The sequence below is a fragment of the Cytobacillus depressus genome (assembly GCF_008923245.1).
In the GTDB taxonomy this organism is placed as follows: Bacteria; Bacillota; Bacilli; order Bacillales; family Cytobacillaceae; genus Cytobacillus; species Cytobacillus depressus.
Genome location: NZ_WBOS01000011.1, coordinates 54,814 through 79,215 on the forward strand (window position 1 = coordinate 54,814; position 24,402 = coordinate 79,215).

The 24,402-nt window shown below is 36.0% G+C and carries 26 protein-coding genes and 1 pseudogene; 8 read left to right on the top strand and 19 right to left on the bottom strand.

All coding sequences use genetic code 11. From position 1 onward, the window contains the following. Nucleotides 1-371: 371 nt before the first annotated feature. Together F7731_RS18240 and F7731_RS18245 are read right to left on the bottom strand one after the other, a co-directional pair. The gene (locus F7731_RS18240; RefSeq protein ID WP_151536237.1) at nucleotides 372-1,310 is read right to left on the bottom strand and encodes an ATP-grasp domain-containing protein; all 939 of its coding nucleotides are present in this window, start codon (nucleotides 1,308-1,310) and stop codon (nucleotides 372-374) included. Between the two features lie 609 nt (nucleotides 1,311-1,919). Further along, the gene (locus F7731_RS18245) at nucleotides 1,920-2,357 is read right to left on the bottom strand and encodes a GNAT family N-acetyltransferase (protein WP_151536238.1); all 438 of its coding nucleotides are present in this window, start codon (nucleotides 2,355-2,357) and stop codon (nucleotides 1,920-1,922) included. 1,112 nt (nucleotides 2,358-3,469) lie between these two features. On the opposite strand from F7731_RS18245, the gene F7731_RS18250 reads away from it, so the two are divergent. Next, nucleotides 3,470-3,691: a hypothetical protein gene (locus tag F7731_RS18250; RefSeq protein WP_151536239.1), complete on the top strand. Its 222-nt coding sequence runs from the start codon at nucleotides 3,470-3,472 to the stop codon at nucleotides 3,689-3,691. 201 nt (nucleotides 3,692-3,892) lie between these two features. Here the strand turns inward: F7731_RS18250 and F7731_RS18255 are convergent, their stop codons facing one another. Further along, the gene (locus F7731_RS18255) at nucleotides 3,893-4,777 is read right to left on the bottom strand and encodes a LysR family transcriptional regulator (RefSeq protein WP_151536240.1); all 885 of its coding nucleotides are present in this window, start codon (nucleotides 4,775-4,777) and stop codon (nucleotides 3,893-3,895) included. 294 nt (nucleotides 4,778-5,071) lie between these two features. On the opposite strand from F7731_RS18255, the gene F7731_RS18260 reads away from it, so the two are divergent. From F7731_RS18260 to F7731_RS18270, 3 genes are all read left to right on the top strand, one after another. After that, nucleotides 5,072-6,391 (top strand): GntP family permease, encoded by a 1,320-nt coding sequence (locus F7731_RS18260; protein ID WP_151536241.1) that lies wholly within the window; start codon nucleotides 5,072-5,074, stop codon nucleotides 6,389-6,391. 572 nt (nucleotides 6,392-6,963) lie between these two features. Continuing rightward, nucleotides 6,964-7,398: a lipocalin-like domain-containing protein gene (locus F7731_RS18265; RefSeq protein WP_151536242.1), complete on the top strand. Its 435-nt coding sequence runs from the start codon at nucleotides 6,964-6,966 to the stop codon at nucleotides 7,396-7,398. Nucleotides 7,399-7,434: 36 nt separating this feature from the next. Continuing rightward, nucleotides 7,435-8,190 carry a 3-hydroxybutyrate dehydrogenase gene (locus F7731_RS18270; protein WP_151536243.1) on the top strand — a complete coding sequence of 252 codons (756 nt, stop codon included), beginning with the start codon at nucleotides 7,435-7,437 and terminating at the stop codon, nucleotides 8,188-8,190. 99 nt (nucleotides 8,191-8,289) lie between these two features. On the opposite strand, the gene F7731_RS26905 is transcribed toward F7731_RS18270, so the two are convergent. Both F7731_RS26905 and F7731_RS26910 read right to left on the bottom strand, forming a co-directional pair. After that, nucleotides 8,290-8,466, bottom strand: coding sequence for an SRPBCC domain-containing protein (locus F7731_RS26905; protein ID WP_246197291.1), 177 nt, complete (start codon nucleotides 8,464-8,466; stop codon nucleotides 8,290-8,292). A gap of 9 nt (nucleotides 8,467-8,475) precedes the next feature. Then, nucleotides 8,476-8,682 carry a hypothetical protein gene (locus F7731_RS26910; RefSeq protein WP_246197292.1) on the bottom strand — a complete coding sequence of 69 codons (207 nt, stop codon included), beginning with the start codon at nucleotides 8,680-8,682 and terminating at the stop codon, nucleotides 8,476-8,478. Nucleotides 8,683-9,459: 777 nt separating this feature from the next. On the opposite strand from F7731_RS26910, the gene F7731_RS18285 reads away from it, so the two are divergent. The 3 genes from F7731_RS18285 to F7731_RS18295 all read left to right on the top strand — a co-directional run bounded on the left by F7731_RS18285 (nucleotide 9,460) and on the right by F7731_RS18295 (nucleotide 11,657). Continuing rightward, nucleotides 9,460-9,861, top strand: coding sequence for a DUF3888 domain-containing protein (locus tag F7731_RS18285; RefSeq protein WP_151536244.1), 402 nt, complete (start codon nucleotides 9,460-9,462; stop codon nucleotides 9,859-9,861). A gap of 569 nt (nucleotides 9,862-10,430) precedes the next feature. Next, nucleotides 10,431-11,006, top strand: a complete 576-nt coding sequence (locus F7731_RS18290; RefSeq protein WP_151536297.1) for a dihydrofolate reductase family protein — start codon at nucleotides 10,431-10,433, stop codon at nucleotides 11,004-11,006. A 258-nt stretch (nucleotides 11,007-11,264) separates the two neighbouring features. Continuing rightward, the gene (locus F7731_RS18295) at nucleotides 11,265-11,657 is read left to right on the top strand and encodes a hypothetical protein (RefSeq protein WP_007085177.1); all 393 of its coding nucleotides are present in this window, start codon (nucleotides 11,265-11,267) and stop codon (nucleotides 11,655-11,657) included. Nucleotides 11,658-11,908: 251 nt separating this feature from the next. Here the strand turns inward: F7731_RS18295 and F7731_RS27400 are convergent, their stop codons facing one another. From F7731_RS27400 to F7731_RS26575, 6 genes and pseudogenes are all read right to left on the bottom strand, one after another. Then, entirely contained in the window at nucleotides 11,909-12,652 is a 744-nt protein-coding gene (locus F7731_RS27400) for a reverse transcriptase domain-containing protein (RefSeq protein WP_484482021.1), read from the bottom strand. After that, complete coding sequence (locus tag F7731_RS27405; RefSeq protein WP_484482020.1) at nucleotides 12,595-13,236, bottom strand: reverse transcriptase domain-containing protein; 642 nt, start codon at nucleotides 13,234-13,236, stop codon at nucleotides 12,595-12,597. The genes F7731_RS27400 and F7731_RS27405 overlap by 58 nt, the downstream gene beginning before the upstream one ends. 701 nt (nucleotides 13,237-13,937) lie before the next feature. Continuing rightward, a complete protein-coding gene (locus F7731_RS18305) occupies nucleotides 13,938-15,176 on the bottom strand; it encodes an MFS transporter (RefSeq protein WP_151536245.1) in 1,239 nt (412 codons plus the stop codon). Between the two features lie 35 nt (nucleotides 15,177-15,211). Then, nucleotides 15,212-15,322 (bottom strand): annotated as a pseudogene (locus F7731_RS18310) (histidine phosphatase family protein); the annotation flags it as partial. Between the two features lie 903 nt (nucleotides 15,323-16,225). Further along, nucleotides 16,226-16,627, bottom strand: coding sequence for a VOC family protein (locus F7731_RS18315; RefSeq protein ID WP_129731953.1), 402 nt, complete (start codon nucleotides 16,625-16,627; stop codon nucleotides 16,226-16,228). Between the two features lie 468 nt (nucleotides 16,628-17,095). Further along, nucleotides 17,096-17,266, bottom strand: coding sequence for a hypothetical protein (locus F7731_RS26575; protein WP_170289744.1), 171 nt, complete (start codon nucleotides 17,264-17,266; stop codon nucleotides 17,096-17,098). Between the two features lie 268 nt (nucleotides 17,267-17,534). Between F7731_RS26575 and F7731_RS18320 the strand changes: the two genes are divergently transcribed. Continuing rightward, entirely contained in the window at nucleotides 17,535-17,825 is a 291-nt protein-coding gene (locus F7731_RS18320; RefSeq protein WP_151536246.1) for a calponin homology domain-containing protein, read from the top strand. A gap of 607 nt (nucleotides 17,826-18,432) precedes the next feature. Here the strand turns inward: F7731_RS18320 and F7731_RS18325 are convergent. The 8 genes from F7731_RS18325 to F7731_RS18355 form a co-directional block, all read right to left on the bottom strand. Next, complete coding sequence (locus F7731_RS18325) at nucleotides 18,433-19,059, bottom strand: cysteine hydrolase family protein (RefSeq protein ID WP_151536247.1); 627 nt, start codon at nucleotides 19,057-19,059, stop codon at nucleotides 18,433-18,435. Nucleotides 19,060-19,195: 136 nt separating this feature from the next. Further along, nucleotides 19,196-19,624, bottom strand: a complete 429-nt coding sequence (locus tag F7731_RS18330) for a YhfM domain-containing protein (protein ID WP_151536248.1) — start codon at nucleotides 19,622-19,624, stop codon at nucleotides 19,196-19,198. A 211-nt stretch (nucleotides 19,625-19,835) separates the two neighbouring features. Beyond that, a complete protein-coding gene (gene ltrA / locus F7731_RS18335; RefSeq protein WP_151536249.1) occupies nucleotides 19,836-21,164 on the bottom strand; it encodes a group II intron reverse transcriptase/maturase in 1,329 nt (442 codons plus the stop codon). A gap of 562 nt (nucleotides 21,165-21,726) precedes the next feature. Then, nucleotides 21,727-21,900 (bottom strand): hypothetical protein, encoded by a 174-nt coding sequence (locus F7731_RS26580; RefSeq protein WP_170289745.1) that lies wholly within the window; start codon nucleotides 21,898-21,900, stop codon nucleotides 21,727-21,729. Nucleotides 21,901-22,164: 264 nt separating this feature from the next. Then, complete coding sequence (locus F7731_RS18340; RefSeq protein ID WP_151536250.1) at nucleotides 22,165-22,437, bottom strand: hypothetical protein; 273 nt, start codon at nucleotides 22,435-22,437, stop codon at nucleotides 22,165-22,167. 191 nt (nucleotides 22,438-22,628) lie between these two features. Further along, nucleotides 22,629-22,937, bottom strand: coding sequence for a DUF4870 domain-containing protein (locus F7731_RS18345; RefSeq protein ID WP_151536251.1), 309 nt, complete (start codon nucleotides 22,935-22,937; stop codon nucleotides 22,629-22,631). Between the two features lie 274 nt (nucleotides 22,938-23,211). Further along, nucleotides 23,212-23,466: a hypothetical protein gene (locus tag F7731_RS18350; protein ID WP_246197294.1), complete on the bottom strand. Its 255-nt coding sequence runs from the start codon at nucleotides 23,464-23,466 to the stop codon at nucleotides 23,212-23,214. 535 nt (nucleotides 23,467-24,001) lie between these two features. After that, nucleotides 24,002-24,328 (bottom strand): hypothetical protein, encoded by a 327-nt coding sequence (locus F7731_RS18355; protein WP_151536252.1) that lies wholly within the window; start codon nucleotides 24,326-24,328, stop codon nucleotides 24,002-24,004. Nucleotides 24,329-24,402 lie beyond the last annotated feature (74 nt).

Below are 24,402 nucleotides of genomic sequence, written 5' to 3' on the forward strand. Positions count from 1 at the left end.
GTAATTAGAACAATAAAAGATGAAATTGGAAATTATGTATTCTCCATATTCGGTAATGGAAAAGACCTATCTCTAGCCATCCCTCTTGTTTAAGTGCAAATGGCCTTTAACATAAAGAAAGAGCGTAATTCACGCTGAAGAATTGCGCCCTGTAATGGAATAACTTAAATTTCACTTAACGGGTTCTAAATCCAAAAGAAAAACCGAAATCCCTTCTATATTATGATAGGAAATTCCGGTTCATCTTTTTTATAAACAGTTCAACTTTATTTCAAAGCCACAATGGGCTCATTCTGAACCCTTTTGTCGACAATCTGAGCAGCAGGAAAAAAACTGCAGGAACCGCGTCCCCGTGGTTACTGCGGTCAAAATTATATTCTCTCCAAAGCTTCTCCAAGAAATTTTGCAAGCTCGAGCATTCCGTATTTTTCCGCTTTTGCTTCCGCGTCTGAATTGTAGTTTGTGTTTGTATTGACGTCATACGTAAAAATTTCACCAGCGGCATTTTTTACAAATTCAATGCCGGCAACATCAATTTTAACTGCCTTCAGAAAAGCTTCATAGCGTTCGATTAAATCACGATCGACATCTTCTACAATTTCGAACTTAGGTCTTACTTCTACTTCTTCACCTACAGGACAAAATAGGTCGCCAATTTGACACACATCTGCTGGACATAGCTCAAATCCTTCTGACGTATCGACCCTTACAGAATAAACGTATTTGCCACCTACAAACTCAGCTCTTGTAATATAGGAATCTGGTGATTGGATATACTCCTGGATAAGCGTAATTCCATCTACAGGCTCTTCAAATGCAGGACTATTGACATGTAATTTCAATGATTCTACAGTTTGGAACAATTTGACTCCAAGTCCTTTACCAGCCCGATTATGTTTAGTAATAAATGGGGCTGTTCCTAGCTTTTCAGCAGCTTCTATAATTTGATCGCGGCCCACTGCACCAATTGTTTTTGGAGTTCGAATTCCACTCGCTTCAAGCGCTGTATATTGTTTAATTTTGCTAAGTTCAAGACGTAATGCATTACTACTATTAAAAACAGTTCGATTATGGAATTCAAGCCAATCAAGAATTCCACCCGTCAACTCAGGTGCAAATCGGTGATCTCTTGTGTGAGAGGACGCGCTCATACGATTATAAAATACCCCTTCTGGCGGTACCGAAGTTAAATCGATGATCCCTTTATCAAGGTGCCATGCCTCATATGGTAGGTTTAATTCATCCAATCGCTTTGTTAAATGTGAGGTCCAATCATCATTTTCATGGATAATGTATATTTTTTTAGCCATATCAAACGTCTCCTTCATTTTCGTTTTTTAAAATATTAACCTAGTCACCACTTAATCTTTGAATAACATATGTTAATCTGCACCGTTACTTTAAGTACAAAATTTAACAATCTCTCCTAAACTTTAACATAGATATCTAGGTATTGTTCAACAATATGACCCTAAAATGAAAATAAGCGCTAATCCTTTTTTTCCGGATAAGCGCCCTATAATGGAAGAAGAAGTTTCTTAATTAAAACTATCTCTTTCACAAACAATACTCTATCTTGATTTGGTCCATCCTAGTCTGTATTGACGAAAACACCATCAATACCAAGGTTGTATTTGTAAAATGGTCAAAAATAATTTCGTAACATATCAGACATTTTCCTTCCGCCCCACCACTCATTAATTACTGGAGATATTGCATAGTAGTCTGACCCTTTCGCAAAACGTATTTCCATCTTTAATCACCTTTGATTATGTACAATACAACGCAATTCATTCATAGAATTGCAGGATTTAATGATGACTCTTTTTTCACCTATTGTAGAATAGTGCCATACAGCTGAAGATAATTACTTAAATCTTATTCAAGATAAGCACCTGTTAGTTCAGTAAAAAAACATGCTATAAATTTTTTCTAAATGAAAAACACCATTTATCGTAATTAAATTTTTCTTCGTAGAATCTGTGGGCATCTATTCTTTGGACTCCCGATTCTAAAGCCACATATTCTGCCCCATTTTCTATCGCCCAATTATGAATATATTTTAATAGTCTTTCTCCATATCCACGGGATCGGTGAGAAGCATCTGTTACCAAATCATATATAAAAACATGACGTTTACTATAAAAATTCACCCTCAAGCTTAAGCCAGCTAAAGCCACAATATTATTATCAGCAAATAATGCAAATAGACGATATCCATCTTCTTTCATCTCATTAAGCAAATCAAGGTATGTCCCTTCCACCAAATCTGAACGAAGCTGCTTCATAATCGGGAAGGCATCTTTCCACTGTACCGTAGTTGTTAATTCGATAATCTTCTCTGTTGAAACTCTCATCATTAATCCTCCGTTAATTCCTATTAGGTTCATGTTCTACAAAAAATTAAAAATCCCTCCATTTAACCTCTAAATAGTCTCCTGGTTTAGCATTCCTTCAGATTCTCACCTATTTATTCATATAAACATCCAGTTTTCTTTAAAGGTGTTTCAATTAAATGGCCCTTTTACTTAGATTTCTAACTGCAAAAAAGAAACATGTAGCTCCAATGAATCTTAAAAAGAAATTACCTATGTAATTGTTATCAATTGTAATAGCCATAAGTGAACTACCTATCAATAATAGATAAAAACCGTATAATTTCCTCATTTTTTCTCCTCTTGTTTTTGATTTATCTTTCTTATCTTTCCTTCAACTATCCTTCCCTCTCGTTTAAGCACAATCTTTCACAAACACCATACTTGCATTACCATAAGTAGTGAATTTTTCTTGATATTCTTCCTCCTTAAATTGCCTTTACATAAAGAAAGAGCGTAATTCTCGTTGCAGAATTGCGCCCTTTTGTGGAATAGCAAAAACTACGTACGCTGCTAAACAGAATGCAATCAACGCAAAGATAACCCTCATTATGTTTAACAAAAAAATCCCACTCCCCAATTATAAAATCGATTCTATAATTCATTATAACATTTAATGTTAATAATTGGATTTTACTCAACCCCTTTATTGCACTAAACTGCCCCATTGGCTTAAGTGAAACACTTCACAATATATTAAATTAAGCATTCTCCTTCAACAATCTGGCCCTATAATAAAAAAGACGCGTTCCTAAATAAACTCGCCCGATTGAGTATTGAACAACACGAAAAAACTGCATAAATAGTTCCACATTTATTGTGTTAAAGCCCAATTTTTCCTTGTTCATATCTTCTGCTGTGTCCAAATTTTATAGATGGTTTGACCGTCTATTTTTGTTTTTTCTGTACAGACATCGACTTGTAAATTATTATAATAAGCCCATTTAGAGACGAAATTTACTTAGCGTATGTTTTCTTATAAAATTAGAAAAATAAATAATATCCATAAGCATAAATGAAAGCCATGTAAATGAGGGCATATTTTATCTTTTAAAGAAAAGGAACTATCTTTGTCTATATAAGGAGAGGACATAATGAAAAATGTTTCTGACATTATCCATATAGGTGAATTAATAGCTGTTTCAAAGGTTTTCCAATTGAATACTTTTCGAATGATTACATTACTAGAAAATGGTTTAATGGAAGTATTCGAAAATAAGGAAGCTTTTTTGGAAAAATACGGAGAGAAGGAAACATATGACGAATTAGATTGGTGTGAGTTAAATAATGGAAAAATCTTTACTAAACCAAAATAGGATAGGAATAGAATTAAACCTCGCACCATTAAACGGCGCTTAAAATAAAGAAGGAGCCTTAACATCCCTTTTATGAAATAACAAGAAAATTAATAAGTAAGGTACAAATAAAAAAACAACGTTTATATTCAACGTTGTTCATTATTTTGGAAGCATTCCTCATTACATAGAAATGCTTTTCATTGACGTTATTTCTTCATGTTATTGGAGGCGCTCTTTTAAAAATTGAATCCATTTTCTTGTTGCATAAGAAATATAGCCATCCTTCCTCCATACTATACCTATTTGCCATTGGACTTCTTGATCGATAATAGGCAATACTTTTATCCCCTTATGAGCTACATTTAATTCAGTTAAATTACTTTGAGGCAGGATGCTAATCCCCATATTGCAAGAAACCATCTCAAGAATGAATTTCCACTGGGACGTTTCACAAACAATGTTTGGTTCAAAACCTATTCTTTCACATTCCTTCATTATAAAGCGACGAACAGCAAATCCTTCATGAAAGATGATAAATTTTTCATCCTTTAACTCTTCCCATTTCACCAATCCTTTTTTGGCAAGAGGGTGTGTATGATGAACAAGGAGGCGGAGGTCTCCTTTCAAAAACGGAATATAGTTAACCGGTTCATTCTCCGACACCTCGAGTACAATCAAATCTAGCTCCCCATTGAATAAAGCATTTTTTAAATTCGCTTCACCATCCTCCACAAAGCGAATAGTGATGTCGGGATATTGTCTATAGAAGGCGGACATAACATCCGTGAGAATTTCCGTACCCACTGAAGAGAAAATCCCCATTTTAATTGAGCCTTTATTAGCGTTTTTAATATCCTCTAATTCTTTATAAAAATGTCGGTATAATTGAGAAATTTGTTCACCATAGTGAAAAAGCAATTTTCCAGTATCCGTCAGTTCCAGTTTTCTTGTTGTCCGTACCAATAACTTTACACCTAAATCTTTTTCTAGTTCTTTTACTACATTACTAATTGTAGGCTGGGAAACATACAAATGTTCGGCTGCTTTAGAGAATCCCCCTTGTTTTACTACTTCTGTAAAGTAATTAATCTGTCTATTGTCCATAATTTCCCTTCCACTTATAAGTTTGACAAATATATATTATTTATTATATGTATTTTTATTATATTTATATAACTTCTATAATAGTCTAGAAATCGGAAATCATGCAAGAAAAGAAAAAAGCGTTTACAAAAAATCCGGTTTCTTAGCAATGTACTTTTTTACATGGTTGGTATGGATATAGTCGATTTAAAAATCAAACGATAAAAGGAGTTGTTACATTACCAGTACATTGCTAAACAAAAGCCTTAAAACAGGTAAAAGTAATTAGTAAAAAGAATTATTGGAGGGGGAAAAATGGAGATTATTCACGTCGCAGGAATATTACTTGCGATTGCGGTTATCATTTATGTCGCAATGAAGGGCATTAATATTTTGATTGTTGCTCCCATTGCTTCAATAATAGTCATATTAACGAATCAAATGGATTTCTTCTCTTCCATCATAGGAACAGAGAATTCTTATATGACGGGTCTCGCAGGATTTATTATCAATTTCTTTGCTGTATTTATGTTAGGATCCATTTTAGCTAAGTATATCGATGCGAGTGGGGCTGCTCAATCCATTGCGCAAAAGATTTTGGAGAAAACAGGTACAGATAAGCCATTTCCGATATTAGTAGCACTCTTCATTATTACGGCCGTCTTAACCTATGGCGGACTTAGCTTATTTGTCGTTGTATTTGTACTAGTTCCACTTGCAAAACCATTATTTAAACAATTAAATATCGCATGGAACTTAATTACTATTCCTATCATGCTTGGTTTAGGTACGTTTACGATGACAATGCTACCTGCAGCACCTTCCATTCAAAATGTTGTGCCAACAGCGTATCTAGGTACAACACTTACCGCAGCACCACTTTTAGGAATCATTGGTTCGGTCGTTGCGATTGCCTTTGGTCTTTGGTATATGAAATCAACATTAAACAAAAGTATTGCAAGAGGTGAAACATTTGCTGATTTTGAAGTAAGTGATACAAATGTTGAAGGGAAGAAAGAAATTCCTACATTTTTCATAAGTATCCTCCCAATTGTACTTCTAATCGTCATCATTATTATTGGTAGCGCCTTGAAAATACCGAATATTATATTAATTGCATTAACAGTTTCTATTATTGTCTCGGCACTTTTCTTTAACAAATATATTCCAAATCAAAAAGTGGTCATTAATGAGGGCGCAAGTGGTTCAATCATGCCAGTTTTTTTAACTGCTTCAACTGTAGCTTTTGGCGTTGTTATCACATTGGCACCTGGATTTAAATATATTTCTGACTTCATATTAGGTATCCCAGGTAATCCACTTATCAGTTTATCCATTGCCTCTGCAACTTTTGGCGCTATAACTGGTTCAGCTTCGGGGGCATTGGGAATTGTTATGGGAGCCTTCTCTCAAGATTATTTAGCGATGGGAATTAATCCTGAGGTTATCCATAGAGTAGCTACTGTTTCATCAGCTGTATTTACAGTTATGCCGCATACTGGTGTTGTATTAACCTTTTTTGCACTAACAGGTCTTAATCATAAAAATGGTTTTAAATATCAATTTATAGCCATGACCGGTGCAAATTTATTAGCGCTAATCGCAGTATTAATCGCAGCTATTTTTATTTATTAATTGATTATTGGGAGTCTGGTGAAATTTTTCATCAGACTTCTTTCTATTTATCTTTATTAACGAATTTGTTGACGCTTATCAGCCTTCTTAGCTGATCATTTTGGCTTGTTGAGCGTAAGTTTTGGTGTATCGAACAAATTTATACTTTAGAGAAGAATACTTATTCTTTATTTCTTAAAGGCACATATCATTTCAATTTTGCTATAGTTTTCTATTGTAAAATTGAAACAATGTGTATGATAGAAAGCATTGGAATTATCCATGATGCTATTTCCATCCTCGATTGAAGTATGACAGATTTTACAGCATTAAATACATTAACACGTTGTGAATTTTTTCACAATGTGATTTTTTATTTTATTGCATACATCTGTGAAGGTTTTGTGAACAATAGTTTAGTTCATAGTTTTAATCATGATGCCAATATTATAAACAGCGTTAAATTTGGAATAACTCTATTCATTTATAGGATCTACAAATATATTTTATTAAAAATATATATTTTTATTATATATGTATAACAACTATAATCATTATATCAGCAAAATTAAATTTCAAGTAGGTGAATGGGAATGGCAACAGGACTACGTGAACAAGTGATTGGTACATGGTCGTTGGTGTCTTACCAAACGACAGATAAGGATGGAAATGTTATTTATCCTTTAGGAAAAGATGCAAAAGGATTTATCATGTATAACCCGGATGGTTATATGTCTGCACAACTCATGGCAGCTGGACGCCCTGCTTATCAATCGGGTGACCTACATACAGGTACACAAGAAGAAATGGCAGCCGCAGCACACGGTTATATAGCTTATTCAGGTCGTTTTGAAGTGAATGAAGATAAACAAGAATTGACTCATTATATGGAAGTAAGCATGAATCCCACATGGCTTGGTCAATCTCAGCCTCGTATCTCTAAAATTGATGGTGATGTAGTCGTTATATTTAATGGACTTAAACCTGAAGATAAACTTACATGGAAACGTGTAGAAAAAAATATTTAATTAAATACAAAAATTAAAACTAAAGGAGTCATACTTATGGTAAAAGAACGTACAGTTATCGTAACTGGAGCAGCTCAAGGAATTGGCTATGCTATTGCAGAAGCATTTAAAAACAATGGTGATTTTGTTGCAATCTTTGATCTAAATGAAGAAGCTGCAAAAAGCGCTGCTGAAAAATTAGAAAATGCAAAAGGCTATCAAGTAAATGTAGCTAACGAAGAAAGTGTTAAATCCGGAGTTGAACAAGTCATAGCGGAACGCGGAACAGTTGATGTCCTTGTAAACAATGCTGGAATTCAGTTTATTTCTCCTGTTGAAGAGTTCCCAGAAGAGAAATGGGACCTAGTGGTCGATGTTATTCTAAAAGGGACATTCTTAACTACGAAACATGTTCTTCCTGCTATGAAGAAACAAAATTATGGTCGTATCATTACGATTTCTTCAGGACACGGCAGAAGACCTGATGCTTATAAATCTGCTTATGTTGCAGCGAAATACGGTCAAATTGGATTTACCAACGTGGTCGCAATGGAAAATGCAAAACACGGCATTACGGCTAATTCAATATTACCTGGACCAACTCGTACTGAATTAATCGAAAAGCAATTGCCAAAACTTGCGGAACAAGACGGAACATCTATAGAAGAAGCATTAAATCACCATATCTTAGGAGCGCAATGGATGAAACGATTACTTGAACCTTCAGAAATTGCAGCTACCGCTTTATTCTTGGCTTCAGACGGTGCAGCAGCGATCACAGGAGAAGCAATCGGTGTTACAGGTGGAGAATAATATCTAATGATGAATTTGGTTGAAAAATCATAAAGCGTAAAGCTTGAAAGGCGACTTTTCGTTCAACTTTGAACGGAAGCTCGCCTTTCTACTATTAGACTAATAGAAGATTCTAGCGAATTGTGGCATTTTAAAAGTAAATACTATTTTATTTGGAGGATCAATTTCCAGGTACTCCCTGATCTCTCGATAATCTTGTCCAACTCTATGATCAACAATTTCCCAAGTGCCGCCTACTTGTGGATTATTTTCTACTACCTTATCCTTCCCCTCCAAGGTAAAAAGCTATTTCCTCATCATATCAGGGTTCAAACATGCATCAAAAACTCTTTCAGGTGCTACATCAAATTTTCTTATCATTTTAAAAGTGGTTGTTGAAAAGTTGCTGATTTTATTACTCCCTGTAATTTTATGTTCTTTCTTTTTTGCATTCAATTTCTCTTTCTCAAGAAGATTAAAACGATTACTATGAATTTTTTCATAAAGTTGCATAAACCTGCCCCGTTTAGCTCAATAACACATTTTACCTTTTTTTTCAATCTTATATTCCCACTTATAATTCTTTTGATGTTTTCCTATGCAAAATTATCGCGAATATACTAATAAATAACGAAAGGGCTATAATGAATTTATCATCAAATATTAAACTGCAAATAAATTCTAGATGTATTATTTAACCCTCTCCTCTTTTTTTAATGATTGAGCAGGGTTTCTTAATGAATGTAAAAGCAAATCCCATTTCCCCCCCTAATGAGACAGTTTTAATTATCTATATTTTACCATTTCATTAAACAAGATGTCCCTAAAATGAACTTGAGCGCAATCTCCTTGTCCCAAGAATTGCGCCCGATTGCTGAAGATCATAACTACATAATGTTCTAAGAAATAGATTAGAGTCCTTATTGAACTAACGCACCCGTTAGTTCAATAAGAAAAAGCATTACCGTTGTTCCAGTAATGCACCTGTTAGCCATCCATGCAGCACAAAATCAGTGCTGCACCACAGAGAATGAAAGTAGGGTTTTTGTGGTCATACTGATATTGCGACATGAGGTTTAATTTTAGGCTCAGCTTTTTTAAAAATTACAATTGCTGGGTCGACTTTAGCATTGCCTTTTTTAGATTTTCACTGTTTTGTACTTTCATGGTAGTTGAATAATAAAATCAACATCAATCTTTAATAAAGCCTAATTTAAAAGGTTTTTACACTTTACCTAAATTTATTTTTGTAAAGTGGGCAAAATAAAAAAACTATAAGCGAGTTTCTTTATGAAAAAAAGCCTTGTAATATTGATGGCCTGCCTAACTCTTTTCTCTTTTTCTCCCGTTCAAGCTGAAACAGTAACTAAAAAGGATATACAGTTGCGTGATGATATAATCCTCAATTTGCTATTTCTACCCATCTATAAAGCAATCGAAAAACATTTCGGAGAACCGAAGCAGTTTTATTGCCAACAGATTCTCCAAATCAAAGAGAAGGTAGAACACGAAACCTACCGCTACTTTAATGTCACCGTGCAGCTAACAACATTTGAAGGTGCTCACGATTTCCCATATGATTTAGTTACTATCACTTTTAGTAATAAATATAGTATGGAGTGGCGGGCTATTGATGTCAAAAGCAAAAGGTTAAAGTCAAACGAAATAACTGAATGCAGACATCCTTTGTAAAAGGGTGTCTATTTGCTGTTGTCCGTTGCGATTTATTCATTTTTGTAAAGTGATTCAACCAAAGCATCCCGTTAGCCATTCATGAAGCGCAAAAGTCAGCGCTTCACCACAGAGAATGAAAATGTGGTTCCAAGTCCATAATGTTTAATGGCTCCCGAAGAAGGTCGTTGAACTATGGTGCCTTTGAGCCCATCCGTTAGTCTGACTCCGACGACCACGGTGTACCATCGACTGTCGCGCCCTATATGGGTAGCACTCATGGGAGATTAATCCTTATTCTGGTCGTTGCGTCAGCCAATTCTATCCTTTTTATAGAAAGAAGGTTCTTGATTATCTTTCAACTCAATAATGAACACTCAGAAGGCTCAGCCTTTTTTTAAAAAGCGTTTTTACTGGGTCAATTTTGTTATGCTCTTTTCAGGGTTTTGAGCTTTTATAATTTTCATGGGAGTTGAAGAACATTATTTTATAGAACTTTTTTACCCAAATTTATAAAAAATTGGTTATACTTACATTGGAGGTAAAGAAGTATGAAAAAAATATCCCTCATGAACAAAGGAGAACTAAAAATGAGAAAACTCGTTCTATTTCTGCACGCATCACTTGACGGTTTTGTAGAAGGTCCGAACGGTGAAATGGACATCGGCTGGGTTTCCTACGATGCTGACTTGGAGAAACACGCGAAAGAAATTCTGAGTACCGCCGACACTGTCATATGGGGAAGTGGGACTTATCAGATGATGCACAGTTACTGGACATCTGTGCCTTCGAACCCCTCAGCTTCGCAGCATGAACGGAATCATGCCGAGTGGATCGAAAAGACAGCCAAAATCGTTTTTTCCACGACGCTGGAGAAAGTCGAATGGAACAATTCCAGACTGGTGAAAGAAGATGTCGAGGAAGAGATCAAGAACCTCAAACAGCAGCCAGGCAAGGATTTGGTCATCCTCGGCAGTCCTAGGTTAGCACACTACCTTATGCAACTTGATTTAATAGATGAGTATAAAATTACGGTTTCTCCCGTCCTGATCGGCAGCGGGTTGCCGTTATTCCAAGGTCACAAGGAGAAGATCAATCTTAAACTTATCGAAAACAAGACATTTGATTCTGGAGCCATAGCCCTCGTTTACCAGACGGTGAGATGACCTTGTCTCCTAAAGCAGATTACGTCAGATACGATAGCATTCCTGTAGATCGTTAAATATCAGGTTTGAAAAAAATAAAGCCCCTCAGTAAGATATGAGTATAGACACCACTCTAACTTACAACTTTAGGAGGAACCCTACCATGAAGTTAGCTTGCCTAACTCTTACAAGTATAGTGAGACTAACAGCAAGCTATTTTACATTTTCTAATTGGTGTATAATAGTGTGAAGAAATTTTATACTAACGGAGGGTATGAAATGAAGATTTTGTTTGATGAAACATACACTTCAAAAGACGGAAAGCTTACAAGCAGGAATATTTGGTATGGATATGCTGATATATCTGTTGATGGTCACCATGGAAAAACCATTAAGCTTAATGAAGATTTTATGGATCAATTATGCGAATTAATAAAAAATGACTTATCTAAGAATGCAGCAAATGCGCCTACTCAAACTAACTGGTATTTCTATGGAAGTGCTGTAACTAAGGACGCTATTGGAGACAATATCCGTCCGACAATTATGGTTCGTGAGAGATCTGACGAGTTTATTACTAATTTTAATATCAGTGACCATGATTTTGCTGTAAATATTGATGCTATTCTGTTGTTTAAAGCGGATTTTGAAAAACGTTTAGCGAGTCATTGATGAGTAATATAAGTATAACCATATTCAAACTATTTGAGGGGATGATTCCATAATGAATTCATTCTCCTTTTTCATGTGGTGGGAGTCTTTTTTGTGGAGGAAAAGGACATTTAATAATACAGATTGTGAATAATTACACTTAAATTAGTCGAGTAGAAGGGAATCTCTCTACTTCACGGTAGATTGTATTCCTCTCCCCTCACAGAACCGTGCTTGCGCAATTAACGCACACGGCTCCTCCTAGTTATCGTTCACATAATGTAGCTAATTTCTTTTCTTAAGTCATATATGTTAACCTTAATTCTTGCGTAAGGTAATGGGTATTTATTAAGAAAGAGTCTGAATTTATCCCAATTAAATGATTTCCTTTGACTTCTTCTATTGAGCCATTTATACAGTAAGTATCCGATTTTGTCTCTGAATTTGTTTACACTTTGGGTATTATCTGTGATGCAATAATAATTGTAATAACCTATAAGAGAGCGTCTAAATCTATCCATAATGATATGAATATCTTTATTTCTATTAATCTTCAACCATTGCTTAGATTCTTTGAGTTTGCCTTGGACTTTCTTCCTACTTGACTTCCGTTTCAATCGGAACTTACCTTGTTTACTTTTCCCACAATAGTGTGTAAAACCTAGGAAATCAAAGGTTGCTGGTTTACTGTTTCCCTTTTGTTTTACATCTTTCTCCCCAAACTTTCCAAAGGGAATAATTTTAGTTTTATCCTCGGCTATTTCTAAGTTAAACTTCTTTAATCTCAATTTTAATGATTCGAAGAATTGTTCAGCTTCACTTCTAGATTGAAAACAACAAACAAAATCATCTGCATATCTCACTATAAATGCTTGTCCTTTGCACTGTTTTCTAACCCTTTTCTCAAACCATAGGTCGAGGACGTAATGGAGGTAAACGTTGGCTAATATCGGAGATATTACACCACCTTGCGGTGTGCCATTTTCTGCCTTGAATTTCTTTCCGCCTCCATATATCCACCTTTAAGAAACCTACCAATTAATCTTAGGAGGTTAGGGTCAGAGATTCGCAGTTTTAAGAACTCCATCATCCATGTGTGGTCAACATTGTCGAAGAATCCTTTGATATCTACATCTACTATATAATTTACTGACCTCTTTTCAATGTAATAGTTCAGTATTTTCAATGCATCATGACAGTTACGGTTTGGACGGAATCCAAAGGAACAGTCTAGAAAATCATTCTCATAGATGGTATTTAGTATCTTTGTAATGCCTTTTTGTACAATTTTATCTTCATGTTCTGGTATTCCCAATGGTCTTTTCTTGTCTGAATTGAGCTTTGGAATATACATTCTCCTTACTGGAACAGGACGATAACTTTTGCTTTTAAGCCTATTTACTAAGCCTTCTATGTTTTCTTTTAGATTTTCACTGTATTGTTCTTTAGTTGTACCATTAACCCCAGTTGCCTTTTTATTAGGTAACTCTTGATGACATTGAACTAATGATTGCTCATCTAATAAATGTGCAAGAGATGTAAATTTCATTTTAGGATCAGATTTTGCTAATTCTGCTATCCTTAGTAGTTTTGTTTCCATTTAATATTCCTACCTCTGCGTGTAGTAAATGTTTCCCTAGTAAGGGTGATAACTGGTAGCTAGCCTTTCCCTCCATCGGCATTACCCAACTTCATTGGTACTACGCTGCTATCCGACTCCCTAATCGGCATTTGGTTTCCTCACTTTGTATCGCTTGTACACCATACTCTTCTAAAAAAAAGAAAAGACCGATAGGGTCTCCCGAGTTGCCGTATCATATCAATGTATAACGTGCCAAGGTCTCTGACCCCAGAGAGGTTTCATTCTTCTTGCCATTACGAATAATGAAATGTTGCTTTCTGTCGCAGTTAAAACATCAGCCCTCTCGAATTACTAACATTATGGGGCTCAATCCCTTCAACCACTTGGCTTTCGGCCCATTACCTAACTGTCTACGCTTAAAGACGAAAGTTACCTTTAGCCCTCCAAGACTCGCTACGAGTGAATGGCTAGTTCTTACTCGACGGGAATCCCACCCGTTATATGATACGACCTATGCTCGGCCGCACAACTGCCCCGTTAGCACAAGAAGACAGGGATCGCCCGCAGCCATCCCTCTTCTTGAACTCTAGCATCTGTTACTTTAAGTACATTATTTCACAAACAAAACATTACTTGTTCCTACGCTAGATTCTACATTTAATTATAAAATTATAATTTTATTAGATTGTCAGTCAGAGTCTTATTATTTTAATGAAAGTTTAGATTTCGTATTCTTTTATTTGAGCTTTTCTCATCGATGAAAGACCGAACCATAGTCCGCATAAAGCTAGACCAGCTATCGAAATCCATAAAGCCGTTAGGAACCCTAGTTCGTCGGCTATGGCACCACCTAGTGGGGCGCCGATAACGACCACACTACGGTTGATGGATCGTAGTGTGGCATTCATGCGACCTTGCAGATGAGATGGTGTGACATACTGCTGATAACCCATTTCGAGAGGACCCTCGATTCCCATGGCAAAGCCGTACAATAGCTGCCCGACAACCGCAAAAATGAGAGCTATGTTAAGTGAGTCGGAGGTGTTAGTTGCTGGAGCTAGAGCCATCACAATCACTGCTGGAGCATAGAGAATTCGAGAAAAAGCCATTGCACGCCCGATTCCCAAGCGAGCACCGGCCCGAGTAGATAGAGACGTTCCAGCGACCGCACCGACACCTGCAGAGGCGAGGGCAAACCCAAGGTGCGAGGCATCGAAGCCAAGCTCAATCAAAAAAAAGGATACTAGGACCGTCATCGTCATGCTATGGAATAAAAACCAGACGTGCGTGTTTAAAGCGAGTGTACGAAGGTATTGGTGTTGGTAGACCCATTGCAAACCTTCCTTGATTTGCTGACCAAGTGGACCAACCTTCACTTTATCTGAGGGCTGGTGTTTAACAGAGGCCATTAAAACACCAGAAAACAGATACGATACGGCATCTACAAGAAGGGCAAAAGGTGCACCGATCCATGAGACAAGTCCACCTCCAATGGCTGGACCGCCCGTTTCCGTAACAGCTGCGCTTTGTTCTAGCCGTGCATATGCACGTGTTAATAAAGGACGAGGGACTAATTGTGGCACAAAGGAACGGTAGGCAACATCATTAAAAAGAGACATGGCGCCAAAGAGCACAAGCAGGATCATTAGCCAGCCAATACTGAGTACTCCTATGACAGCCAATAAGCAAATAAAAGCAAATATAATGCCACGCCCCATATCTGTTACCACCAGTACAGTCTTTCGGTGAAAACGATCAACCAAAACCCCCGCTATTAATCCCAACAATACATATGGAAGCCATCTAGATGCTGAAACCCAGCCAACATCAACAGCACTGCCTCCCAAATTAACAACCACCAATACTTGCAAAGCAATAGTCGTAATATATGTGCCTAAGTTTGAAGTTGTGGATGCAGTCCAAAAACGAACAAAGCTTTTTTGCTCCCTTAATTTCATCGGTGGTTTACCTCTTTTGCCAATTTAGCCACTTTATCCGTTATTCGTTGAACATCTAATTCGCCTTTTTCAGTTAACCCTCTCGTCATTTCATCTCCACCTTTTGGTGAATCACCGTGCCTCACCAAAAATATAAATGTTTTCATAATAACCCCAAATGTAGAGAATTTAATTATTAATAATAACTTCCTCAATTACCAAATTAAATCATTCTTCAGCCAAATTGTACCATTAGCTCAATAAGAAAAGCTTGCCAAATGGCAGCTGTATCTTATGCTCATGCCACCGTTAGCTTAAGTGCATTGCTTCACAATTAGCTTCTAAATGAACCTGAATACCCTTTTTTTGATTAGTAGTCTTATTCAATTAAATGGCTCGATTACGGAACAAAGGATTAACCATTACGCTTAGTTAAACTATAAACCCTGACCTGACTATCTCAATAGAGTAAAACTTATTGATACATCATCATATTACTTTTGTATCAAAATAATTCTCGTTGTAAATGCGAATTACTACGCTACCCCTAATAATAAAAAATGCCCGAACTCATTTAGTAGGGGCTTAAGAAAGTTTGTTTATTATTTCAAATGCTAAGTTGATATTGATATTTAGATGCTCGCGCATAAAGTGTGCCGCCCTTAAATTTAGGTCATAGATGTTAAACTCAATAAAATCAAAAGCAGGAACATATTGGACATATCCAATATGTTCCTGCTTTGAGATAAAGTTTGATCATTTTCTAACTTCGATCTTCCGCAATCGCGCCCGATTGTGGAACAACAAGGTATGTCTTATCTTGTGAAACGGTTCACCGTCACGCATATAAATGAGGTTTCCATTTATTGTGCATAGGTTGGTTCCAATATGTGTTAATATAATTTATGTAAGACCAATAAATTAACACGGGCTAATACAGTTGATTTGTATTAATTTAACTCACGAATTTTTCCTTCTAAGCAACGATTTTGGATTGAATGACAGATATGAGATTATACGGGGAGTAGAAAAACGCCGGTGACCTTAAGTAGGTGACCGGCGTTTCCATATTAGCGTTTCGGCATTTTGCTCTCATCCATGTACAACAGGTTCCAGCGGTGACCGTCCAGGTCGGCAAATCCTGCGCCGTACATCCAGCCATCAATTTCACTCGGCTTGCCAAAGATGCTTCCTCCGGCAAACTCTACTTTTTGAATAAATGCATCTACTTCTTCTCTGCTTTCAGCGCCAATGGAAAATATTACTTCTGCGCTATGGGAAGTATCTGCGGTTTTTGAACCTGTAAATTTCTCAAACGCCGCATCCGGGAACAGTAGAATCGTTGTTTGTCCTATGGCAAGCTTGGCTCTCTCGTTACCAACGCTCACCGCATGGAATCCAATCTCATTGAAAAAGGCAGTTGACCTCTCAACATCTTTGACCGGCAGGTTAATCCAAATCTCCTGTGACATGGCTGTAGCCTCCTGGAATATATTTTCAACTACTCCTACTATACTCTACTTCTGGCAAGAGAAGCGAATCTTATAAAAGAAACCGCAACATAAATAATACAAGTACCATTTACTCATTATCAAAGCAGTCGGCTGGGTAGGTTTACCAAATGATGATGAGTTATTATTAGACTAACGGGAATCGATAGTTCAATAAATGTAGAAAAGATGGTTCTTCCCTAGCGTAGGAAAAATCAGCTTTTTGTTTCCAAAACTTTCTTAACGTTGTTAAAATCGGGGGAATCGTCAAGAAAATGGGCTTAGCGTTGTAAATCCGCATTTTCCTGACGGGACCCCATCTGGCCGAAATCAGCAGCATGCCCCCTGTTAAATGATTTTGTTGCCTTCAAGGCAACAGCTCGCCTTAAGGCGATATTCCATAATCGCGCCCGATTGCTGAAGATCGAGGCTAAGCTTATGCCTCTTTTATTAATATTTATCATATATATCGTCAGCATTTTCAAATCGAATTTCTTCGGAATTTAACGTCCCCATTTTATCACTTCGATCCTCCCTATTACCTGGCAGGTTACCTTCAGGGACTAAATCTTGATTATCTCTAAATACTGTTTTTTGTTTCTTCTTATCATTGAAAGTCATCTTACCACTCCTATTCATCGTTATATGAATAGTTATTATACCCAGAGTTTTAAGTACCTATAGTCTATAGTTTATTAGGCCTCCTATAGCCATGAATTCGTAATAATAATGGTGATCAAAAATTTATTCAGTGTAGTGCATTTGATATTTCAGCAGGAATTTTTGTATAAAGCCCTCTTCACCGTTTTCTGATTTTAATAAATTCATGATTACTTGATAACATAATGGAAAAAATAAATCGAACCATACAGGAAAGAAGGGACCTTGATTGCTTTACACTTATAATTTATACAGCAGTGAACATTTGGGTTTTTCCAATTCACACCATATTAAAACGGATTTGCCCCCGCATAAGTTTCGAGCAATTATGATGGAATTTCGTCGAGGTGGGAAAGGAAACACGGAAGCCTTCATTCAATATATGAAAGAACAATTTCCTGACAGCTTCCAACTGTTTGAGTATGATGATGTAGTACAGTGGGAGGCGGATCAGGAAAATTCCGCTATCCTTGGGAATTTATTAACTCAAAATGATACGACTTTAGATGACCTGACTTAGTTTTCTGTTGCCTGCTTTCTCTACAATTAGTTCTTCCGAAAACCGGTTTCTTCAAACGGAATCTAGCTACTAGCTAGCATCCGCTCATAAAGGAGTTTTTTAAAGAAGAAGAAGATATATATTTTCCAGCATTGTTTCGAGCGTCGAGTGAAGGGATTGTTACTGAGATAAAAGAAACTATATCCAGACAAATATAAGTAGTTGTAACTTTATAACAACACGACTGCGATTATATTAACAAACAAAAACTCATTGATAATATGCAAATTATTAGTGGCACAATAAGAAAAGCTGCTGATGTTAGCTTGTTCTTAAACATAAGCACCCGTTCGTAATATAAGGTTAGCCAGATTTTTTGGGTTGACCTTTCCCTTTATGGTCTTATTATAACGGTAGTCGGTTGAGCTAATTATTGGAAGTTATTATAGAAACTGTGCATTCAATTTCTCCCATAGGTCTTTATTGATGTCAGTGAGGTTTATTTCTCGTCAATTCTTTAAAATGAAAGTTACATACTTATTGTCCAATTGAACTCCTTTCCTAACGGTTGCAACATTTCAATTAATCAAGAATACTCTCTTCTTTAGTAGCCTATTTAAGAGTATCATTACATATTTGAAATGGCTTCACGTGTTGTCCATGTAGCGCTACTGAAAGCTTGGTAGTTCGTAACAGCAGCATGAAAATCGTTTTCACTAATCGTGGCAGTTGCATCGTAAACAACAGCTGTCTTGAAGCCATTTTCGATTAAATCTCTCATATGCGATTCAACACATACGTTTGATAATACCCCAGCCAAAATTACTTGTTCTTTTCTGCGTTGTCTTAGTTGATAGACCAGATCATTTGTCTGAGGACTGGCCACCTTGTGCGGTGTTGCAATGACGGTTGTTTTGTCCCAGATATACGGAGCTAAAGTTGGAACATAATCGGCTTCCGGAGTTGGAGGACTATATTGATTTAATTTCTGATAAACACGCAAACTAATCAACATCTCTTGTTCGTTCCCCGTAAACTGCCAATCATAGTCATGTGGATATAAAAAGTGCGGGGAGACAAAGAGTTGATAACCTTTACTACGGGCAGTGCTTAATAGCAGTTCCAAGTTGGCTAATGTATTATTCTGTTTAATGTTAGCCTTTGTCAAATGATATCCTCTTCCTCCTGGAGACAAAAAGTCATTTTGAGGGTCAGTAATAACAATTGCAGTATTCGCTGGGTTTGGTTTAAACATAGAATTGTTCCCACCTTTTTTATGTTTTCACTTATCGATTATACGAAAGGACACTAATCCTTATTCCGGATATGCGCCCGTTTGTTGAACATAAAAATGATAAAAATAACTTCTATTTATTTTACTAGACAACCCTTTAATTTAATGGGTTTAGATACTGTCGTATGATTTCGTTCACCTTCTTTGTTGAAGAATTTGATAAGGAAAATATGGTTCCGTTATCCTCTTCTTTAGCCATGACTGCTTTTATATCATCTGTCCAAAAAAGATATGAGTCTTTACCAATCTCAATTATATAATCTGGATCCTTCCCTCTTCCGACTAACCCTTGTACCCATTTAGCATTATTAATTACTTTAACAAAAAAATTTATTATTTCTTTATTCTCAATTACAACCAAGGTGTTTTCTTTTTTCCCATAATAATTTTCCGTCTCATAAATATTAATCTTTTGTACGTTTTGATTTTTTTCTGAAGAGCAACCTGTAATGGCAAAAAAGATAAAAATAATACAAAGATATTTAAAGAATAATTTTATAATCTTAATACGCCTCCTCTTGCTCAAAAAGAATATATTGCTAATATTCTATCATATTGATTTTCAGCTTTCTTTATTGCAAAACTTCACAATCTTCTTGAACCTTAACCGAGATATCTAGATGTTGTTAAATAAGTCGAGTAGAAGGGAGCCTTTCTACCTTACGGTAAATTGAACTCCATCCCCTCCCAGAACCGTGCTTGCACTATTAATGCACACGGCTCCTCCTAGTCATCATTCACAGAATGTAGTTAATCTCTTTTCTTAGTTCATATATATTCACTTTAATTCTTGGTGAAGGTAGTGGATATTTATCAAGAAATAGTTTGAATTTATCCCATGCAAAGGATTTTCTTTGACTTCTTCTATTGAGCCATTTAAATAATAAGTTCTCTATTTTGACCTTGAAGTTACTTACATTTAGGAGATTATCAGTGATGCAATAATAGTTGTAATAACCTATAAGCGAGCGTCTAAATCTATGCATGATCATATGAATATCTTTATTCCTATTCTTCTTCAACCATTCTTTAGACTCTTTTAATTTTCCTTGGACTTTCTTTTGACTTGATTTCCGTTTCACCCTAAATTTCCCTTGTTTACTTTTACTGCAAAAGTGAGTAAAACCCAAGAAATCAAAGGTTGCTGGTTTACTATTTCCCTTTTGTTTTGCATCTTTTTCCGCGAACCGCCCGAAGGGAATAATTTTAGTTTTATCTTCGGCAATTTCCAAGTTAAATTTCTTTAATCTACATTTTAGCGATTGGAAGAATTCCCGAGCTTCGCTCTGATATTGGAAACAGCACACAAAATCATCTGCATACCTCACAATGTATGCCTGTCCCATGCACTGTTTCTTCACCTTTTTCTCAAACCATAAGTCGAGGACATAATGGAGATATACATTTGCTAATACCGGAGATATTACTCCACCTTGCGGTGTACCATTGTCTGTTGTGTATTTCTTCCCATCCTCCATGTAACCACCTTTAAGAAACCTACCAATTATTCTTAGTAGGTTAGGGTCATCAATTCGCAGTATTAAGAACTCCATCATCCATTTATGGTCAACGTTGTCAAAGAATCCTTTAATATCAACATCTACTACATAATTTACTGATCTCTTTTCAATATAGAAGTTCAGTATTTTCAAAGCATCATGGCAACTACGGTTTGGACGAAACCCAAAGGAACAGTCTAGAAAGTCATTTTCATAGATGGTATTTAGTATCTTCGTAATGCCTTTTTGAACAATCTTGTCCTCATGTTCCGGTATTCCTAGTGGTCTTTTCTTGTTTGAATTAAGCTTCGGAATATACATTCTTCTTACTGGAACAGGACGATAGCTTTTGCTTTTAAGCCTACTTACTAATTCCTCTATGTTTTCTTCTACATTTTCACCGTACTGCTCTTTAGTTGTACCGTTAATCCCGGTTGCTTTCCTATTGGGTAGTTCATGATGGCATTGAGTTAGTGTTTGCCTGTTTAATAGATGTGCAAGAGATGTAAATTTCATTTTAGGATCAGACTTTGCTAATTCCGCTATCCTTAGTAGTTTTGTTTCCATTTAAAATACCTACCTCTGTGTGTAGTAAATGTGTCTCTATTAAGGGTGATAACTAGGTAGCAGCCTTTCCTCCATCGGCATTACCCAACTTCATTGGTACTACGCTGCTATCCGACTCCCTACATCGGCATTTGGTTTCCTTGCTTATTATCGCTTGTACACCATACTCTTCTAAAAAAAAGAAAAGACCGGTAGGGTCTCCTGAGTTGCCGTATCATATCAATGTATAACGTGCCAAGGTCTATGACTCCAGAGAGGTTTTACCCTTCTCGCCTTTACCGAAGGGTAAAATGTAGCTTTCTGCAGCGCGTAAAGCATCAGCCCTCTCGATTTACAATCGTTATGGAGCTCAATCCCTTCAACCATTTGGCTTTCGGCCCGCCACCTAACTGTCTACGCTTAAAGACTAAAGTTACCTTTAGTCCTCCAAGACTCGCTACGAGTGAATGGCTAGTTCTTACTCGACGGGAATCCCACCCGTTATATGATACGACCTAAGCTCAGCCGCACACGCGCCCGATTGTTGAATTAGCTGCTTCTATATCCACCAAGTAATATATTATTACCTTTTTGAATTATCATCTAATTCTTTCTCAATTTCTTCATTGCTTACCCTTTGTATCCCAACATCTTTGATATTATGATGTTTTGAAATCTGTTTTAATTGATATTTTATAGTCGAAAGGCTAAATACGACATATAAGATAAATAATACTGCTAAAATGCTCCAAAACATTGATATTCCCCCTCGTATACTTACTTAGGATAGATTCCTTTCTTCAATCACCCTGCCTTTTATCCATAAAAACACCCCTTTAGACAAAAATATCCAAAGGGGTAACACATCGTAACTTTTTTATAAACTTCATGACTTTATTTCAAATTCAGACTAGATTAATTTATTTTTCTCCATCTTTACTCAATACAGTTAAAATATAAGGATCATTTCTTACTGCCTTTGTATTCTTATCGAATTGGAGATAATCCTTTATTTCGTTTTCTATCTTTTTAGCAATGTTGGTAACATGGGATCCGTTGATTTTATCTTCGTTTTTATCATAAGTTGAAGTGGATAAGGATGGAATGAATAGGAATACGTTCTTACCTTCAATTCTATATTCGCGATTAGCGCCCTTCCAATATTGCTAACGATATTGTATTTATCCCACCTTAATTCTTGCTCTCGTGCTTTCATGTCAATTCTGGTAATTTTCATCCTGAACTCACCATAATCCTTTGAAAGGGAGCGAAGCAGGCTTTTCAATTCATCCATTCTTGTCTCCGTTTTTGGAACGCTACATACATGAAATGTTCCAATTTATTAATCCGGACCTCGACTGGAAAGGCAGTCACATAATGATGTTTCTTTACGTTAAACTCTTCTTCCCTTTAATCACCCATGCAGCAGAAAAAATATATGGTCAAAAGAATATAATACGGAAAAACGATTAGATTCGTGTAGATTTAATCAAACCATGATCCAATAATGGGATATCGAAAAGGACGTTCATTAATTGCTTTAACAATTCCAACAATCGGAGCTATTATAGCAATTAGTCCAAAAATAATGAGGAATGGAATCCCGATTAATATCCATGAAAAAAAAGCAGACACAGAAATTAAAATACCGATCACAAAATGAAATACCAAAGCCTGTAATGATAAGCTTTTAATTTCTCGATCTGAGATAATAAAATATGTGATAATGGGAACTAGTATAGGTGCAAACCAAGTACTAGCATGAATCAATATTTTGAGTCCCTTATTTTTCATTTAAGATTTACTCCTTTTTGTATCATAATATTCAACAAACCTTTATACATTAATCATTATAAAGTTTTGGTTAGAATATTACATCAGGCTATGTACTAAATCGATATACGACCGTGGTCGTAGTCCAAATCAAAATTACAGTATGCAAACGATTCTTTTACATTTCCCAGCTACTGAGATTACTCCAGAATATGGCCCTTAACATAAAGAAAGAGCACAATTCTTACTGCAGAATTGCGCCCGATTGTTGAAAATGTTTGTAACTTCTTTTCCTTTATTTAATAAGGTTCAATATAATTACAGTGAGAACCCCTAAACCCATGGAACCTATTAACAAATAACCGAGAATACGTATGGGTAATGGTAAGCTTTTTAAATTGACTTTCGAAAGGTTTTTGGTTGGGTAGCCTTCAATCCGTCCCAAATGATCCATGGCATCATTAAACGGCGCTCCTTCGATATCGTTACGGTCAGACTGTTCCAAACGTTTTTCAATACGTTTCTTTACCTTTTCAAGTTCCTCATCCATTATGATTCCACCTACCCTTTTCGAACAATACGAAAATACCCAGTAATAACAGGGATTAATTTCTTTTTCTCTACTTCGATTTTATTACCTATAATCCTTTATTTATTCTATACTGGCCGATTGCAGAAAACACAATTTAGTGATGGCCCTTTTGCCAGTTATAAAAGGATATAGAAAAAGTGATAATAAACAATACTTGAAAAGAGATACCTATAATCATTAAGACTGATGTAAAAGCATCAATTGTACTGCCCGAAGTCGTCCACGATGTAGCACCGGGCGGTCTTGAAAAGTTTACCGCAATTTTATCCCCATTAGCTCCCCCAATATTAAAAACAAAATACCCAACAATAAGAAACCAATAGGAATCCCAAATAATTTTATATTTTTGTTCCCCATTTCATTCGCACCTTTCAAACAAAATTAATTAACAATATGGCCCTTATATGCAAAACGGGCACTACTCTTTACTAAGTAATAGCGCCCGATTGTTGAAGATCAGTGGCTGCTGAAGATGGCTTGAGCACTCGTTAGTTTAAGTAGATTGATTATTTATTAATTCATCATAATACTTTTTTGGATTAGAAATATTGTTATCAATAAAAAACTTTGCCTGACCTTTGAACATATCAATGTAAGAATCTCTACTAATGGTTAAATCTCTTAATTCAGCAATGTCTCCTTGAACTTGTATAGTATCTGCTTTTAAATCAATAACAACAGTCATATATATTTTTTCTTTGTATAAAACAGTACCAATTACTTGTTGCTTCACTAAATCGACAAAAGGAAATTCGTGACGTACTCCTGTTGGTTTAAAAAGCGTATATCCAACAATAGATTTATCTGTGTTATCATTCATTTTTACACCCCATTAATGAATTATTTTATAAATACCTATATTCGTTTTTTTATTGTGCTATCCTGCCCCGTTAG

Coding starts and splice junctions, on each gene's coding strand:
- F7731_RS18240 (WP_151536237.1), bottom strand. CDS start 1,310: ATGGCTAAAAAAATATACATTATCCATGAAAATGATGATTGGACCTCA.
- F7731_RS18245 (WP_151536238.1), bottom strand. CDS start 2,357: ATGAGAGTTTCAACAGAGAAGATTATCGAATTAACAACTACGGTACAG.
- F7731_RS18250 (WP_151536239.1), top strand. CDS start 3,470: ATGAAAAATGTTTCTGACATTATCCATATAGGTGAATTAATAGCTGTT.
- F7731_RS18255 (WP_151536240.1), bottom strand. CDS start 4,777: ATGGACAATAGACAGATTAATTACTTTACAGAAGTAGTAAAACAAGGG.
- F7731_RS18260 (WP_151536241.1), top strand. CDS start 5,072: ATGGAGATTATTCACGTCGCAGGAATATTACTTGCGATTGCGGTTATC.
- F7731_RS18265 (WP_151536242.1), top strand. CDS start 6,964: ATGGCAACAGGACTACGTGAACAAGTGATTGGTACATGGTCGTTGGTG.
- F7731_RS18270 (WP_151536243.1), top strand. CDS start 7,435: ATGGTAAAAGAACGTACAGTTATCGTAACTGGAGCAGCTCAAGGAATT.
- F7731_RS26910 (WP_246197292.1), bottom strand. CDS start 8,682: ATGCAACTTTATGAAAAAATTCATAGTAATCGTTTTAATCTTCTTGAG.
- F7731_RS18285 (WP_151536244.1), top strand. CDS start 9,460: ATGAAAAAAAGCCTTGTAATATTGATGGCCTGCCTAACTCTTTTCTCT.
- F7731_RS18290 (WP_151536297.1), top strand. CDS start 10,431: ATGAGAAAACTCGTTCTATTTCTGCACGCATCACTTGACGGTTTTGTA.
- F7731_RS18295 (WP_007085177.1), top strand. CDS start 11,265: ATGAAGATTTTGTTTGATGAAACATACACTTCAAAAGACGGAAAGCTT.
- F7731_RS27405 (WP_484482020.1), bottom strand. CDS start 13,236: ATGGAAACAAAACTACTAAGGATAGCAGAATTAGCAAAATCTGATCCT.
- F7731_RS18305 (WP_151536245.1), bottom strand. CDS start 15,176: ATGAAATTAAGGGAGCAAAAAAGCTTTGTTCGTTTTTGGACTGCATCC.
- F7731_RS18315 (WP_129731953.1), bottom strand. CDS start 16,627: ATGTCACAGGAGATTTGGATTAACCTGCCGGTCAAAGATGTTGAGAGG.
- F7731_RS26575 (WP_170289744.1), bottom strand. CDS start 17,266: ATGACTTTCAATGATAAGAAGAAACAAAAAACAGTATTTAGAGATAAT.
- F7731_RS18325 (WP_151536247.1), bottom strand. CDS start 19,059: ATGTTTAAACCAAACCCAGCGAATACTGCAATTGTTATTACTGACCCT.
- ltrA (WP_151536249.1), bottom strand. CDS start 21,164: ATGGAAACAAAACTACTAAGGATAGCGGAATTAGCAAAGTCTGATCCT.
- F7731_RS26580 (WP_170289745.1), bottom strand. CDS start 21,900: ATGTTTTGGAGCATTTTAGCAGTATTATTTATCTTATATGTCGTATTT.
- F7731_RS18340 (WP_151536250.1), bottom strand. CDS start 22,437: ATGGATGAATTGAAAAGCCTGCTTCGCTCCCTTTCAAAGGATTATGGT.
- F7731_RS18345 (WP_151536251.1), bottom strand. CDS start 22,937: ATGAAAAATAAGGGACTCAAAATATTGATTCATGCTAGTACTTGGTTT.
- F7731_RS18350 (WP_246197294.1), bottom strand. CDS start 23,466: ATGGATGAGGAACTTGAAAAGGTAAAGAAACGTATTGAAAAACGTTTG.
- F7731_RS18355 (WP_151536252.1), bottom strand. CDS start 24,328: ATGAATGATAACACAGATAAATCTATTGTTGGATATACGCTTTTTAAA.